Here is a 14,792-nt window from a genome sequence, read left to right as displayed (position 1 = left end):
AGGTTGTGTGAAAGAACGATTGATTATGTTAGTCTGCTGTTTCCATAACTGTTTGTTTTAACTTATTAGCAAGACTTGAGTTTCTTAATTCATCCCCTTGATGCTCAGTTGCCCTTTGCCATGCACTCATTTCTCCACATAAAATCAAGAATTTTTTCGCTCGGGTAATTCCTGTATATATTAAGTTTCTCCGTAGCATTCGATGATATCCCATTACAACTGGGAGAATAACGATTGGAAACTCACTCCCTTGTGCCTTATGAATTGATGTACAATAGGCATGAGTCAATTGATTAAAATCTTTTTTTTCATAGACGACTTCGATGCCATCAAATGAAACAACCAGTTGGTCTTTCTTTTCTGTATTTTCTTTGGCATAAAAAATGGAAACAATCTCTCCTCGGTCCCCGTTGTATACCTGTTCCTCGGGATTATTAACTAATTGTAGTACCATATCACCCGTTCGAAAAGCGCCATCCCCAAATAACAGTTCTCGCTTGCCTTCCACTTTAGGATTAAACAAGTGTTGTAGCCTTTCATTTAATTGCTCAATTCCAGCCGTTCCACGATACATTGGGGCTAACACTTGGATATCTTTAGCGGAATACCCTTTTTGAATTGCATTTGAACAAACCTTTTCAATCACTTCTTGGACTTGCATTTGCGAACAAGGAAAAAAGCTCCTGTCTGGTTGAGGTGTTTTTAAATCTTCAGGTACTTCACCTCTATTTATCGCATGCGCTAATTTAATTATCGATGACCCTTGCGCTTGTCGATAAATTTCAGTTAAAGCTATCGTTGGGATAACTGATGAGTCGAGAAAATCACGTAACACCTGTCCTGGACCAACAGATGGTAATTGGTCTTGGTCTCCCACTAATAACACCTGCATTGTATTGGGAATTGACTTAAACAATTGATTCGCTAACCAAATGTCAACCATCGAAACTTCATCTACAATAAGCAGAGAGCCTTCAAGTTGTTGGTCTTCATCCTTTTCAAAGCCCCCATTTCCACCCTTCCATCCTAACAACCGGTGAATTGTAGTGGCTGGAAGTCCAGTTGCTTCCCCCATTCGTTTCGCTGCTCGACCAGTTGGAGCAACTAAGAGAACAGGAAATGGTTCATCACGCTTATAGTCCGTTGGTTCTAATGAATGTCCATGTAGCGCAGCAAACACTTCCACAATCCCTTTGATAACTGTTGTTTTCCCTGTACCTGGACCACCCGTTAAAATCATAAATGGAGATGAAATGGCAGTTTGAATCGCTTCTTTTTGAGTTGGTGCATATTCAATATTAAGTTTTTCTTCAAGCGCACCTAATGCTTTTAAGAATTCCGATTCTGGATAATCATCCATTTTTTCTTTGTTTTTTATGATTCGATTAATGCTTGTTACGATTCCTTTTTCAGCGAAATACAATGACGCCAAATAAACTGCATCTCCATCAATCATAATTTTGTCTTCCTCATCTAAATGAAGAATCTCCGTCTCTACTTCATCTTTTGTTATCTGTTCGGATCCGGCAGATAATAAAGAAATAACTTCTCTACAAAGGTCTTCTTTATATAGGAATACATGACCTTCCTGCATGCATATTTCATGAAGAGAAAATAAGCAACCAGCTTGAATCCGTTCTGGATGATTTCCAGATAATCCGATGGCTTCTCCTAATAAATCAGCTCGTTTAAATCCAATTCCTTCTATATGGTGGATTAATTTATATGGATTCGTACGGATAATTTCTAACGCTTCATCTTTAAATGTTTGATATATCTTCATCGTCAATTCCACGCCAAATCCATGTTTGGCGAGCTCGGTTATCAACTGCTCAATGCCCTGGTATTCCATAAGACTAGAATACAACTGGTCTGCCTTTTCAGCAGGAAGCTTTGGCACTTCTTCTAAAACACGACGATCCGCCAGGATTTGTTGAATTGCATTTTCGCCTAACGTTTTTACTACTTGAGCTGCTGTTTTTTTTCCAATCCCAGGAAAGCGGTCACTTGATAAAAAATGGATGATGCCTTGCATGGTTCTCGGTATATCTCGTTGAAACGTATGTACCTGAAACTGTAATCCAAATCGACGATGATCATGTAAAACCCCTTCAAACAGATAGACTTCATGAGGTTCCAGCGTGGGTAAAAGACCTACAATCGTAATGGATTTCTCAGGAAGCTCCTCGGATGACTGGATAACGTGTAGACTTGCTACAGTATAAAAATTTTCAGGATTATGAAAAATAATATGATTCACTTCACCTTTAATATAAGCGACTGAATCCGCTTGAACAGGTATTTCTTCTATCATATTCCCCGCCCCTTACTTTTGTAGCCGTTCCATCATGTTTTTCTTTCCATAACCAGCCAATAGATGGTCAGGTTGTATCTCGACCGCTCGTGAAAAAGCTGCTAACGCTAGTTCATTTTCTTCTTTAACCGAATAAGCAACACCTAAGTTAAATAAGGCATCTGTATGCTCAGGAGCCTGTTCAAGAACTTTTTGAAATTGCTTCATTGCCTCGTCTATTTGATGAACTTGAGCTAAACATAGTCCATATTGAAAACGAGCATCCAGGTCTTTTTCATTTAATTCAACAGCTCGTTGAAGATGTACAAGTGCATATCCTAGTTTGCCAAGTTGGTATAAGCACATTCCCAACATAAAATGACTATCACCGTCATCAAGTTTTCGGTCAATAGCTCCTTTAAATAATGTAGAAGCCTCTTCATACTTGTCCAATTTATAAAAAGCAGTACCTGCACTATAAAAGGCAGCACCCGCCGAATCATCTAGCTCAATCGCTCTCTCAAAAAACACAATTGCCTTTTCCATATCATTTGATGACATTAATAAATTACCAAGGTTAATGTAGGCCAAAGGGTCCTGAGGATTCTCTTCAATCGCCTCATTAAACAAACGAAAAGCCAAATCCATCTCCCCACGCCTCATCGCATCTATCCCTTGCTGAACCTTACTACCCATAAAACTCCCCTTCCTCAACCTACTGACTATAGTATAACAAAAAAAATATGAATCAAAAGGGCGCTTTTTACCCTTTTGATTCATATTTTTTTATAGCCTGTGCGATAGGCGGCTTTCTCTTGAGGAGGGAGGTGCTTTTCCTCCTGACGTGCAAGCCGATTTCCAGGCCTTCAAAAGGGCGCTTTTTACCCTTTTGATTCATATTTTTTTTATAGCCTGTGCGATAGGCGGCTTTCTCTTGAGGAGGAAAGGGCAACCAAAAGAATGAGGAGGTACTTATTTTAGTTTGTGTACACGTTTTGCTTCATCCTCCTCTATTTCGTGTTCGCATTTTGATTTGCGTACACGTTTTGCTTCATCCTCCTCTATTTCGTGTTCGCTTTTGATTTGCGTACACGTTTTGCTTCATCCTCCTCTATTTCGTGTTCGCATTTTGATTTGCGTACACGTTTTGCTCCATCCTCCTCTATTTCGTGTTCGCATTTGATTTTCTTACACGATTTCCTTCCTTTTCAACTCATTCGTCTAAAAAAGCTTGTCGTACCCTTTAAATTAAAAGGAAACGACAAGCTCACAAATTATACTTTATGTTCTTCATAGACAATCACTTGGTCAATCGTTGCTCCGCCTAGACAAACATCGCCATCATAAAATACAACAGCTTGCCCAGGTGTGATGGCTCTTTGGCGTTCATCGAAGGTAACTTTCACTGTATGTTCATCAACTATAGTTACGGTAACCCCTTGGTCAGGCTGACGATACCTGAATTTTGCAGTACAGTGAAAAGGTTCTGAAACGTCGACCTTCTCTGAAATCCAATTTGGTTTAATTGCAGTTAGTGCATCTGAATATAACCCTGGGTGATGATATCCCTGTCCGACATATAGGATATTTTTTTCAAGATCCTTAGCGATAACAAACCATGGTTCACCAGACCCGCCAATTCCCAAGCCGTGTCGTTGCCCTAACGTATAGTACATTAAGCCGTCGTGCTCCCCTTTTTTCCCACCATCTAGTGTGAGCATTGGACCAGGTTGTGCAGGTAAATAAGAGCTGAGAAACTCCTTGAAATTTCGCTCTCCAATAAAACAAATCCCCGTACTATCTTTTTTCTTAGCCGTAGCCAAATCGGCTTCCTCAGCAATTCGTCTAACCTCTTTTTTCGGCAAATGCCCTATAGGAAACATAACCTTCGATAACTGTTCTTGACTAAGTGCATTCAAAAAATAGGTCTGGTCCTTGCTTTCATCAATGCCACGGATCAACTGATATTCGCCGTCCCGAAGTTCAACTCGAGCGTAATGACCTGTTGCAACATAGTCAGCTCCTAAAGCAAGGGCATGTTGCAAAAAGGCCTTAAACTTTATTTCTTTATTACACATGACATCAGGGTTTGGTGTCCGACCTCCACGGTATTCGTCTAAGAAATAAGTAAACACCTTTTCCCAGTATTGCTTCTCGAAATTAACGGCATAGTACGGGATGCCGATTTGATTACAAACTTGGATTACATCTTCATAATCCTCTGTTGCCGTACAAAATCCGTTTTCATCTGTGTCATCCCAGTTTTTCATAAAGATGCCGATGACATCATACCCTTGTTCTTTAAGTAAATAAGCGGTAACCGAAGAATCCACTCCACCGCTCATTCCTACTACCACACGTGTGTTTTCAGGACTTTTTACTTGATTACTCATTTTTTCACCACCGTTCTATTACACCGTTCGAAGTCTCCGAACAATATTTGCTGTCTCTATTGCTACTTTTTTTACTTGGTCTACTGTATTTCCATATCCAAAGCTAAAACGGATAGCTGACAGACTTCGTTCACTATCACCACAAGTTGCTTCTAATACGTGAGAGGTTTGGATAGAACCTGCTGTACAAGCCGAACCACTTGATGCTGCTATTCCAACCATATCAAGATTTACCAGTAGTGCTTCAATACTTACACCTGGAAAACTAACATTCAAAATATGCGGCAAACAGGATGTTGCTGAACCGTTTCTACTATAATCTACACCCTCATTATCAAAAATCTCAAGCATTTGCGCTTGAAACTGTTGATACATTATTTTCCTTTCGTCAATGGTTTCAAACGCCAACTCTGAAGCCTTGCCAAAACCAACAACACCCGCCACATTTTCCGTACCCGCTCTTCTCTTGCGCTCTTGTTCGCCGCCATAAGAATGAGGTGTCATTACTAGTCCTTTTTTGGCATAGAGAAAGCCTACACCTTTTGGCCCATTGATTTTATGAGAGGATACCGAAAGAAAATCCACACCCAATTCTGCCACGTTTATCGTTTCGATCCCATAGGCCTGAACCGCATCTGTATGAAAAACTGTCTCTTTTCCACGAAGGAATTCCCCAATTTCTGCAATCGGCTGGATGGTTCCTATCTCATTATTTCCAAACATAATTGATACTAGAATGGTATCCTCTCGCACCGTATTCTTTAGATCGTCTAAAGACACCATACCTGTTTCATCCACTGGTAAATAAGTCACCTCAAACCCTGAATTTTCAAGGGCTTTGCACGAATGGAGAACGGCATGATGTTCAATTGATGATGTAATAATATGTTTCCCTTTATCTTGATGACGAGTCGCATAACCGATAATCGCTAAATTATCAGCTTCTGTTCCTCCACTTGTAAAAATAATTTCGTCCACGCTTGCACCGATCGAACGGGCCAATGTTCTTCTAGCCAGATCAAGAGCTTGTCTACTTTTTCTTCCGAAGCGATGGATGCTCGATGGATTACCGAAAACCTCCGTAAAATACGGAACCATCGCTTCAACAACAAGGGGATGCACAGGTGAAGTTGCTGCATGATCAACATATATTTCTTCCACTTGATTCACCTATCTTTTTGCTTTATATATAAAACATGTAATATTCTTGTTCACCGTTATCTTCATAGTTTGCTAAATCATCTAATGTTGTACTGTCTAATACATTTTTGACAGCATCGCGGATTTTAATCCATAAATCTCGTTTTGCTGGTTCTTCATCATCCATAACTTCTACAGGACTTATTGGACCTTCTAATACACGAATAATATCACCAGCCGTAATCTCCGTTGCTTCTTTTGCTAACATATAACCACCATATGCTCCTCTTACGCTTTTTACTAAGCTCGCATTACGAAGTGGAGCGATAAGCTGCTCTAAATAATGTTCTGATAAATCATGTTCCTTGGCAATCGATTTTAAAGAGACAGGCCCTTCACCTGACTTCTTTGCTAATGCCATCATGATCGTAAGACCGTAACGCCCTTTTGTCGAAATTTTCATCTGTATTCGCTCCTTCTAATAAATGATCTATGAGTTTTTTGCACTGTGGCAAGGTTATCCCAACCACTGTTCCTATTCCTACACAAAAAATAAGCGTTCCTATAAAAACGGGGCCTCCTAATAAAAAACCAACCGTCAGTACAATTACTTCCATGCCACCACGAACCCACTGTACCTTCCAGCCTGAGCGTTCTGTCAACACAAGCATCAAGCTATCTCTTGGTCCCGCTCCGCAATTAGGAGCAATGTATATCCCCATCCCGTAACCGATAATGATAATCCCAGCTAATAACATGACGAGTTTTACTATAAACAACGAAGGCGTATTTAAAAAGTATAAAAAAATGTCTATAAAGATACCAACGACTCCCATGTTAATAAAAGCACCTAGTTTGGGTTTTTGCTTCGTTAGTATCATCGTTACTAAAATGATACAAAAGCCTGAAAGAATCGTCCATGACCCGATCGTTAACCCGAATTGGAGAGTTAATCCGATATGAAAAACATCCCAAGGAGCGCTTCCTAATTGCGCGGTAATCATGAGTGCTATTCCAAATGACATGATGACTAAACCGACCATAAAGATTAACCAACGTAAAACGATGTGCTTGGTCTGATTTCTACTTAAATGAATGTTCAATATAGATTTCTCCTACTATTTAAATGTCTGTTGTTATTATAGCATGAAAAAAATGGCAGTAGTGAACCTTTTTACTGTCCCTTTAATTGTTCAATTTTTGTATAAAACTCTGATAATCTCTTTTCTTTTCCTGATTCTTTAGGTACATAGTATTTTTTATCTTTAAGATTATCAGGTAAGTATTGTTGCTTGACCCATCCTCCATGGTCATGTGGATATTTATACTCAATTCCTCTGCCAAGCTCTTTGGCGCCCTTATAATGAGCATCCTTCAAATGGTCTGGGACATCTCCAATGGTCGATTGCTGTAAATCAGATAACGCACTATCCAACGCCTTATAAGCTGTATTGGATTTTGGTGATAGGCAAACTTCCGTAACAGCTACTGCTAACGGTATTCTAGCTTCAGGCAATCCCAATCGTTCTGCTGAATCAATAGCGGCTAATACGGTTTGAGCTACATTGCTATTCGCCAACCCTACATCTTCCCAAGCAGTCACTAATAATCTTCGACAAATCACCTTTAAATCCCCAGCTTCAATTAGACGAGCTAAATAGTGAAGGGCTGCATTCACATCCGAGCCACGCAAGCTTTTTTGAAAGGCACTTATAATATTGTAGTATTGTTCCCCTTGTTTGTCATAATGGAGGTTCTTTTTTTGTAAACATTCTTGTAAAATTTCAGCAGTGATGTAGATTTCCTCTTCTTGATTTACACTTGATGAACGGACGGCAATTTCAAGAGCATTTAAAGCCGAACGGATATCCCCACCACAGCTCGTAGCTAAAAAATCTAATCCTGCTTCTTCTACAGTGACATTGCTTTTTCCAAGACCATTCTCCTCGTCCACCAACGCTTTTTGAAGTACTTTTTTTATATCATCAGGGTGTGGATAATGGAGCTCTAATATAGTACATCTAGATTTGATGGCATGATTAATTTCAAAATACGGATTTTCTGTCGTTGCCCCAATTAATATTAGTAGTCCATTTTCAATGTAAGGCAACAAATAATCCTGTTGTGCTTTGTTAAAACGATGAACTTCATCTACAAACAAAATCGTCGTTCCCTCAAACTTGGCTTGGCCAACAATGACCTCCATATCTTTTTTCCCTGCTGAAACTGCATTAATTTGATGAAACGGGAGCTTTGTCGTTTTTGCTATTACATTAGCAATTGTTGTTTTTCCGGTTCCAGGAGGTCCAAATAAAATAATCGAGCTTAATCTGTCTGACACCATCATTCGTGTCAAAAGCTTTCCCTCTCCAACAATGTGATCCTGTCCTACAATATCTGATAGCTTAGATGGTCTCATCCGATAAGCTAATGGTTCTTCTTTCCACATGTATATCACTCCAACTTGTTTTCACACATTTCAAAAGAAAACTAGTAATAAATTAGTTGTCCAGTATAGTTAATAAGCTATTTAGTTACAAGCTTACCTAAATTAAAAAAAGAAAGCTAGCAAAAATAAATACTCTACGTATACATCGTAGATTTGTTGGCAATATTATAGATAAAAAATAAATTGAGGAGTGAAAAACTATGAAAGTAAGACAAGATGCATGGTCACATGAAGATGATGTGTTATTAGCAGAAACTGTATTACGACATATTAAAGAGGGAAGCACACAATTACGTGCTTTTGATGAGGTGGGAGATGAACTCCACCGAACGTCAGCCGCTTGTGGTTTCCGTTGGAACGCTGTAGTTCGTCAAAAATACATCAATGATATAAGGGCTGCTAAGAAAGAAAGAAAAGAACTTAAACGCTCAATGTCATTTGTGGCAGCACCAAAGAAAACAAATCAAGCGTTCTATCAAAGTATGCCAGTTTATCAGGATCAATCCATTTCATTATCTACTGTTATTGATTATTTAAAGACATTAAACACAGAATCAAGCGGAACTGATGCGTTACGTAGAGAAAATGAAAAGTTATTAAAAGAAAACTTAGAGCTTCTAACGAAAAACAAAGAGCTTGAAAATGAACTTTCTAAAGTTCAAAACGACCACCGTGTCATCGAAGAAGACTATCAATCACTAATCCAAATTATGAATCGTGCTAGAAGAATGGCAATCTTACAAGAAGATGAGCCAACGTCACCGGCAACATTCAGAATGGATAAAAACGGGAACTTAGAAAAAGTAGCAAAATAAAGCAACAGTCACTGTTGCTTTATTTTTTTTACCTATTAATTTCAATATCTTTTAGTAATGTTGTAATGACATGACCAGCCATAATGAGCCCTGAGACAGAAGGGACAAATGCGTTTGACGATGGTGGCATTTTCGCTTTTCGAATGGGACCATGTTCTGCAGCTTCTGGTACGATTTCTTTGCGAATGTCTTCTCTGATTTTCACTGGCTGTTCATCCGAAAATACAACGTTAATGCCTTTATGAATGCCTTCCTTGCGAAGTTTCGTTCGAATAACCTTAGCAATCGGGTCATAGCTTGTCTTAGATATATCAGCAATACGTAATCTCGTAGGATCTAATTTATTGGCAACACCCATACTTGAGATAATCGGTATTTTTCGTTGTAAGCATTGTTTCATTAAATGAATTTTATAGGAAATCGTGTCACTTGCATCAACGACAAAATCTAAGTCATAGCTGAAAAATTGCTCATACGTTTCTTCTTTATAAAACATTTTTAACGCGATCACTTCACATTCTGGGTTGATATCGGCAATACGTTCTTTCATTAACTCAACCTTTTGTCGCCCTACTGTCGATAATAATGCATGGATTTGCCGATTTACATTTGTAATATCAACATCATCTTTATCCACCAAGACAAGTCGTCCCACTCCGGAACGTGCCAACGCCTCAGCTGAAAAAGAACCAACACCACCAATTCCTAATACCGCAACTGTACTGTTTTTCAATGTATGTAAACCATCTTTTCCAATAGCTAATTCATTTCTTGAAAATTGGTGCAACATTAATAAATCTCCTCCAAACCCTTTATTTACATCTTCCGGAATAGACTATACCACAGCTTTTATTAAAAAGGAAGAAACACACTAACAGTATAGGTTATGTCATTTCTAAACATACTATAAAAAAAAACGGCAACTCCGTTTTTTTTTAATTGCGATGAGTGAAGCCACTGCCCTCTTTTGAAAAAGTGCTTTAATAAGCGTACTTCTTATTAAAACACTCGCAGTGTGCAAAGCCATCGCCCTTCCCGAATTAGCTTTTAAGACATCTTTGAACACAACAAAAAAATCTAAAGTGAAAATCACCTTAGATTTTTATTTTCTTATGTAGGAGAGCCCCAAAAGTGCCGTAATGAACTTGGTTTTGAACCTGCCCTCGCAGGTGGGTGCCTCGCTTCATTATTCAAGCGTCCTATGCCTTAATAAAAGGTAGGCTTGCAATCCTAATCAAGACCAAAGCTCCCGAAAAGATGATGTTGGCTCAAAACGTAAAGTATCCCACGTACACCTTAGGACTCAATTTCTATATTGTTAGTATAGCATCTGTAAGCGGTTTCGACAAGGGAAATTAGCGATGCCACAAGATTGTCACCGATTGGAATGTCCTTATTTAATATGTTACAGTAATGGTAACCCTAAGAAAAAAGGATTGGTTTTTGTGAAGCCTATTGCCACTCAATTATGCGTAGAATACAGTCAAGAAATAACGTGGACAGGGAAAAAGACAGTTGAATACAGACATAACCTAGAGTTATTTGAAGATAAAGTCACCATTAGACAAAAGAGCTATCCTCTAAAGAATGTGTTTGATATGTCTTTCAGACAAGCTACCAAGAAAATTGGATTTCTTTATTTACACACATCAAATGGTGTGGTTTCCTTATATGTTGAATCAAAACCAACTTTACTGTTAGATTCGTTTCGTAAACTAAAAATGACCAAACCTGAGTGACTTCCACTTCAACATGTGGAAGTTTTTTTATTTTTCAAATTTGCGTTTTAGGACATACTTTCGATATACCCTATCATCTATTGAAGAAGGAGAGTGTCCAATGATTAATATCGATGAACGAATTCATGAAATCTTTAAAGAAACATGTGGTACCTTTCAAAAGTGCAATGAATCTTCTATCGTTTCTTTTTTATCTGAATGCTGGAAACATAGCATTGACCCGCAATATGCCATAGATTGGTTGGAACAATACAAGGTGCAAATGGCTCATTGGCCTGAGTTTGTTGACAAAGCTCATGAATGGGTAACCGAACACACATCATCCGGATCACCATTTACCACAGACGAATAGCTTTTTAGTACAAAGCTGGAAACAACAAAGAGGGGTGAGACAAAAGGTAAAATACCCTTTGTCTCACCCCTCAAACATTTTTATGTTATGCGTTTGCGTTTGCGTTTACTTTTTCTTCTTTTTTCGGTTCAATGTTTAAGTTCAACTCTTTTAGTTGAGCTTGACTTACTTCACCAGGAGCATTTGTTAACAAACAGCTTGCACTTGCTGTTTTCGGGAACGCAATCGTATCTCTTAAGTTTGTGCGACCTGCAAGTAACATAATTAATCGGTCAAGACCTAAGGCAATACCGCCATGTGGAGGTGTACCATATTCAAACGCTTCAAGTAAGAAGCCGAATTGTTCTTTTGCTTCTTCGGGACTAAATCCAAGAGCTGAGAACATTTTTTCTTGAACAGGTCGTTGGTAAATACGTTTTGAACCTCCACCAAGCTCATACCCATTTAACACAAGGTCATATGCTTCTGCCCTTACTTTTCCTGGATCTGTAGCTAACAACTCCATATCTTCTTCTTTCGGACTTGTAAATGGATGGTGAAGAGCAACATAACGCTTCGCTTCCTCATCGTATTCCACTAACGGGAAGTCTACAACCCATAAGAAGTTATATTTACTTTGGTCAATCATGTCAAAGTCTTTACCAAATTTTAAACGCAAGGCTCCAAGTGCATCATAGACCACTTGTTTTTTGTCTGCTCCAAAGAATAATAAATCTCCAGGCTCTGCATTCATTGCCTCTTTTAGATTATTCGTTTCTTCTTCATTTAAGAATTTAGCAATTGGACCTTTAAGCTCGTTTTCTTCTACCTTTAACCAAGCTAACCCTTTTGCTCCATAAATGGCTACGAACTTTGCTAAATCATCAATTTCTTTTCTTGTTAGCTTTGATGAACCCTCTTTTAAGTTTAAGCCTTTAACAATTCCACCATTGGCAATCGCTCCTGTAAAGACTTTAAACTGAGAATTTTTAACGATGTCCGTTAATTCAACGAGCTCAAGACCAAAGCGTGTATCTGGTTTATCTGACCCGTAACGATTCATTGCATCATCATAGGTTAAGCGCTCAAATGACGGAGAAATCTCCACGCCTTTTGTTTCTTTCATAATTTTAGCCATTAACTGCTCGGTCATTGCCAATAAGTCTTCTGTATCCATGAAAGAAGTTTCGATATCGACTTGTGTAAATTCAGGTTGACGGTCTGCTCGTAAATCCTCATCGCGGAAGCAACGAACAATTTGATAGTATCTTTCAAATCCGGATACCATTAATAATTGCTTAAATAACTGTGGTGATTGAGGCAATGCATAGAATTCACCATGATGAACACGGCTTGGTACTAGATAATCCCTTGCCCCTTCAGGTGTACTTTTTGTTAACATCGGAGTTTCAATTTCATAAAATAAATTCTCATCTAAGTAATCTCGAATAAGCTTTGTTGTTCTATGACGTAGCGCAAAAATCTCTTGCATATCAGGTCTTCTTAAATCTAAATAACGGTATTTCAGACGAATATCCTCTGATACATCAGTCCCACCTTCAATTTGGAAAGGAAGAGCTTTAGCACTATTTAAGATGGTAATTTCAGTAGCTTGTACTTCTACCGTTCCTGTTGGAATTTTCTCATTCACCGTTTCTTCGTCACGTTTCACTACAGTACCTACGATATCTAAAACATACTCACTACGTACTTTATCAGCAATTGCATGTGCTGCTTCAGAAAACTCAGGGTTAAACACGACTTGAACGATTCCTGAACGGTCTCGTAAGTCGATAAAAATGACCTGCCCTAAATCGCGACGAGTTTGCACCCACCCTTTTAATTGAACTTTTTCCCCAATTGTACTTTCAAGGATTTCTCCACAATGATGACTTCTTCCGATCATTTTATTTCCTCCTTAGCATTTTGCTTTCATGTAATTAACGAAATCAGATAGCGCTACTTCCTCTTGGTTTCCGCTCTCCATTTCTTTGACATTGATTTTATTCGCTTCGAGCTCATCATCACCTAATACCGCCGTGTATTTCGCTTGTAGGCGGTCCGCTGTCTTGAACTGAGCTTTCATTTTTTTATCAAGATAGTCTTTATCAGCAACGATTCCTGCTTTTCTAAGTTCAAATAGTAAAGAAGCTGCTTTGTCTTTTGCTTTATCTCCTAAAGCAATGACAAAACAATCGATGCTTTGTTTTACAGGAATCACAACATTTTGCGATTGAAGAGCCATTAACAAGCGCTCAATACTCAACGCAAAACCAATCCCAGGCGTTTCCGGTCCACCAATTTCCTCGACAAGACCGTTATAGCGCCCGCCTCCGCTCAGTGTTGTGATCGCTCCAAACCCTTCTCCGCCAAGCATAATTTCAAACGCCGTGTTTGTGTAATAATCAAGTCCTCGCACTAGACCAGGGTCAACCTCGTAGGCAATACCCATGTCAGCTAGGTAGTTCTTTACTTTTGAAAAATATGCTTGTGAATTTTCATTTAAATAATCAAGAATAGATGGAGCTGTGCTCATTAATTCATGGTCTCTATCCTTTTTACAGTCTAAAATTCGTAGTGGATTTTTCTCAAGACGCTGTTGACAGTCCGCACAAAATTCATCAATTCTTGGTTTAAAGTGTTGAATAAGAGCTTCTCTGTGTGCATTTCGGCTTTCTTTATCACCTAGACTGTTAATGACTAACTTTACATTTGATAACCCAAGTTCGCGGTAAAATTCCATCGCTAATGCAATTACCTCTGCATCAATAGCTGGGTCGTCACTTCCTAACGCTTCAATTCCAAATTGTACAAACTGTCTCATTCTTCCTGACTGTGGTCGTTCATAACGAAACATTGGTCCTATGTAATAAAGCTTCGTTGGCTGATTCGCATTTCCATACAGTTTATTCCCTACAAATGCACGAACGGTAGATGCCGTTCCTTCTGGTCGTAACGTCAAACTTCGGTCGCCACGGTCTTTAAATGTATACATTTCCTTCTGAACGATATCAGTTGTATCTCCCACACCTCGTGCAAACAATTCGGTTTGTTCGAATATTGGTGTTCTGATTTCCTTATAGTTATAGCGTCGGCAAATGTCATGTGCTTTTTGTTCAATAAACTGCCATAACTCAGAATCTCCCGGTATAATGTCCTGTGTCCCTCTTGGGATTTGAATACTCATAAACTTCCCTCCTACAACTTTAATCTATTATGTACTTTTGTTTCCAAAAGATAAATTCACCCTTTTGGAGTTTGCCTCCGCTCGCTGCTCGTGGTAGGAGAAAGGCACTCCTACCACCTTTAAGTGCGGGCAGCGGCTTCCGGCTCACTGCTTTTGTTTCCAAAAGATAAATTCACCCTTTTGGAAACAAAATAAAACTCCCATCCTTGATCTTATTCGATCAGGGACGAGAGTTACCCGTGGTGCCACCCTATTTGAAGCTGTTTCATTCGCTTCCACTTTCATACAGTTAACGCCTGTCTACGTTTTCTCCTACTCATTTTTTCAGAGAAAAGCCTACTGGGTGTTTTTTCATTAAGGTCCATGGAAGAACGCTTTCAGCCTAGGGCACTCTCTCTCTGACCATTTCTATCTTAATTACTTTTCCCACTTTACAGCTTTATCG

General features: G+C 38.9%; 13 protein-coding genes, 1 other RNA gene and 1 other annotated feature. Of the genes, 3 read left to right on the top strand and 11 right to left on the bottom strand.

All coding sequences use genetic code 11. The annotated features are described in order from the left end of the window. Positions 1-28: 28 nt before the first annotated feature. The 7 genes from recD2 to BK585_RS06560 all read right to left on the bottom strand — a co-directional run bounded on the left by recD2 (position 29) and on the right by BK585_RS06560 (position 8,275). Positions 29-2,314 carry an SF1B family DNA helicase RecD2 gene (recD2, locus tag BK585_RS06590; protein WP_078552687.1) on the bottom strand — a complete coding sequence of 762 codons (2,286 nt, stop codon included), beginning with the start codon at positions 2,312-2,314 and terminating at the stop codon, positions 29-31. Between the two features lie 12 nt (positions 2,315-2,326). After that, positions 2,327-2,989, bottom strand: a complete 663-nt coding sequence (locus tag BK585_RS06585) for a tetratricopeptide repeat protein (protein ID WP_078552686.1) — start codon at positions 2,987-2,989, stop codon at positions 2,327-2,329. A gap of 578 nt (positions 2,990-3,567) precedes the next feature. Then, positions 3,568-4,686: a tRNA 2-thiouridine(34) synthase MnmA gene (mnmA, locus tag BK585_RS06580; RefSeq protein WP_078552685.1), complete on the bottom strand. Its 1,119-nt coding sequence runs from the start codon at positions 4,684-4,686 to the stop codon at positions 3,568-3,570. 18 nt (positions 4,687-4,704) lie between these two features. Next, the gene (locus tag BK585_RS06575) at positions 4,705-5,847 is read right to left on the bottom strand and encodes a cysteine desulfurase family protein (RefSeq protein ID WP_078552684.1); all 1,143 of its coding nucleotides are present in this window, start codon (positions 5,845-5,847) and stop codon (positions 4,705-4,707) included. Positions 5,848-5,869: 22 nt separating this feature from the next. Further along, positions 5,870-6,289 (bottom strand): cysteine metabolism transcriptional regulator CymR, encoded by a 420-nt coding sequence (cymR, locus tag BK585_RS06570; protein WP_078552683.1) that lies wholly within the window; start codon positions 6,287-6,289, stop codon positions 5,870-5,872. Then, a complete protein-coding gene (locus tag BK585_RS06565; protein WP_472924277.1) occupies positions 6,222-6,923 on the bottom strand; it encodes a YczE/YyaS/YitT family protein in 702 nt (233 codons plus the stop codon). Before BK585_RS06565 ends, cymR begins: the two co-directional genes overlap by 68 nt. 77 nt (positions 6,924-7,000) lie before the next feature. Then, positions 7,001-8,275, bottom strand: coding sequence for a replication-associated recombination protein A (locus BK585_RS06560; protein WP_078552682.1), 1,275 nt, complete (start codon positions 8,273-8,275; stop codon positions 7,001-7,003). A gap of 200 nt (positions 8,276-8,475) precedes the next feature. Between BK585_RS06560 and BK585_RS06555 the strand changes: the two genes are divergently transcribed. Beyond that, positions 8,476-9,090 carry an RsfA family transcriptional regulator gene (locus BK585_RS06555; RefSeq protein WP_078552681.1) on the top strand — a complete coding sequence of 205 codons (615 nt, stop codon included), beginning with the start codon at positions 8,476-8,478 and terminating at the stop codon, positions 9,088-9,090. Positions 9,091-9,118: 28 nt separating this feature from the next. Here BK585_RS06555 and BK585_RS06550 read toward each other — a convergent pair whose 3' ends face one another. Beyond that, positions 9,119-9,880, bottom strand: a complete 762-nt coding sequence (locus tag BK585_RS06550) for a tRNA threonylcarbamoyladenosine dehydratase (protein WP_078552680.1) — start codon at positions 9,878-9,880, stop codon at positions 9,119-9,121. Between the two features lie 328 nt (positions 9,881-10,208). Beyond that, positions 10,209-10,396: non-coding RNA, 6S RNA (gene ssrS / locus BK585_RS06545), on the bottom strand. Between the two features lie 55 nt (positions 10,397-10,451). On the opposite strand from ssrS, the gene BK585_RS06540 reads away from it, so the two are divergent. Both BK585_RS06540 and BK585_RS06535 read left to right on the top strand, forming a co-directional pair. Beyond that, positions 10,452-10,829, top strand: coding sequence for a hypothetical protein (locus BK585_RS06540; protein ID WP_078552679.1), 378 nt, complete (start codon positions 10,452-10,454; stop codon positions 10,827-10,829). Between the two features lie 100 nt (positions 10,830-10,929). Then, on the top strand, positions 10,930-11,181 hold the full coding sequence (locus BK585_RS06535) for a hypothetical protein (RefSeq protein WP_078552678.1): 252 nt from the start codon (positions 10,930-10,932) through the stop codon (positions 11,179-11,181). A gap of 85 nt (positions 11,182-11,266) precedes the next feature. Here the strand turns inward: BK585_RS06535 and aspS are convergent, their stop codons facing one another. Both aspS and hisS read right to left on the bottom strand, forming a co-directional pair. Next, on the bottom strand, positions 11,267-13,066 hold the full coding sequence (gene aspS, locus BK585_RS06530; RefSeq protein ID WP_078552677.1) for an aspartate--tRNA ligase: 1,800 nt from the start codon (positions 13,064-13,066) through the stop codon (positions 11,267-11,269). Positions 13,067-13,078: 12 nt separating this feature from the next. Beyond that, on the bottom strand, positions 13,079-14,347 hold the full coding sequence (gene hisS, locus BK585_RS06525) for a histidine--tRNA ligase (protein WP_078552676.1): 1,269 nt from the start codon (positions 14,345-14,347) through the stop codon (positions 13,079-13,081). 219 nt (positions 14,348-14,566) lie between these two features. After that, positions 14,567-14,790: a binding site (T-box leader), on the bottom strand. Between the last annotated feature and the right edge of the window lie 2 nt (positions 14,791-14,792).

Origin of the sequence: Bacillus alkalicellulosilyticus, assembly GCF_002019795.1 — a bacterium.
In the GTDB taxonomy this organism is placed as follows: domain Bacteria; phylum Bacillota; class Bacilli; order Bacillales; family Bacillaceae_F; genus Bacillus_AO; species Bacillus_AO alkalicellulosilyticum.
Note: the sequence above shows the minus strand (reverse complement) of the source record. Positions and strands in the feature narration are given on the sequence as shown.

Excerpts from the sequence above, each read along its gene's own strand:
- recD2 (WP_078552687.1), bottom strand. The coding sequence starts at position 2,314 with ATGATAGAAGAAATACCTGTTCAAGCGGATTCAGTCGCTTATATTAAA.
- BK585_RS06585 (WP_078552686.1), bottom strand. The coding sequence starts at position 2,989 with ATGGGTAGTAAGGTTCAGCAAGGGATAGATGCGATGAGGCGTGGGGAG.
- mnmA (WP_078552685.1), bottom strand. The coding sequence starts at position 4,686 with ATGAGTAATCAAGTAAAAAGTCCTGAAAACACACGTGTGGTAGTAGGA.
- cymR (WP_078552683.1), bottom strand. The coding sequence starts at position 6,289 with ATGAAAATTTCGACAAAAGGGCGTTACGGTCTTACGATCATGATGGCA.
- BK585_RS06560 (WP_078552682.1), bottom strand. The coding sequence starts at position 8,275 with ATGTGGAAAGAAGAACCATTAGCTTATCGGATGAGACCATCTAAGCTA.
- BK585_RS06555 (WP_078552681.1), top strand. The coding sequence starts at position 8,476 with ATGAAAGTAAGACAAGATGCATGGTCACATGAAGATGATGTGTTATTA.
- BK585_RS06550 (WP_078552680.1), bottom strand. The coding sequence starts at position 9,880 with ATGTTGCACCAATTTTCAAGAAATGAATTAGCTATTGGAAAAGATGGT.
- BK585_RS06540 (WP_078552679.1), top strand. The coding sequence starts at position 10,452 with ATGCCACAAGATTGTCACCGATTGGAATGTCCTTATTTAATATGTTAC.
- BK585_RS06535 (WP_078552678.1), top strand. The coding sequence starts at position 10,930 with ATGATTAATATCGATGAACGAATTCATGAAATCTTTAAAGAAACATGT.
- aspS (WP_078552677.1), bottom strand. The coding sequence starts at position 13,066 with ATGATCGGAAGAAGTCATCATTGTGGAGAAATCCTTGAAAGTACAATT.
- hisS (WP_078552676.1), bottom strand. The coding sequence starts at position 14,347 with ATGAGTATTCAAATCCCAAGAGGGACACAGGACATTATACCGGGAGAT.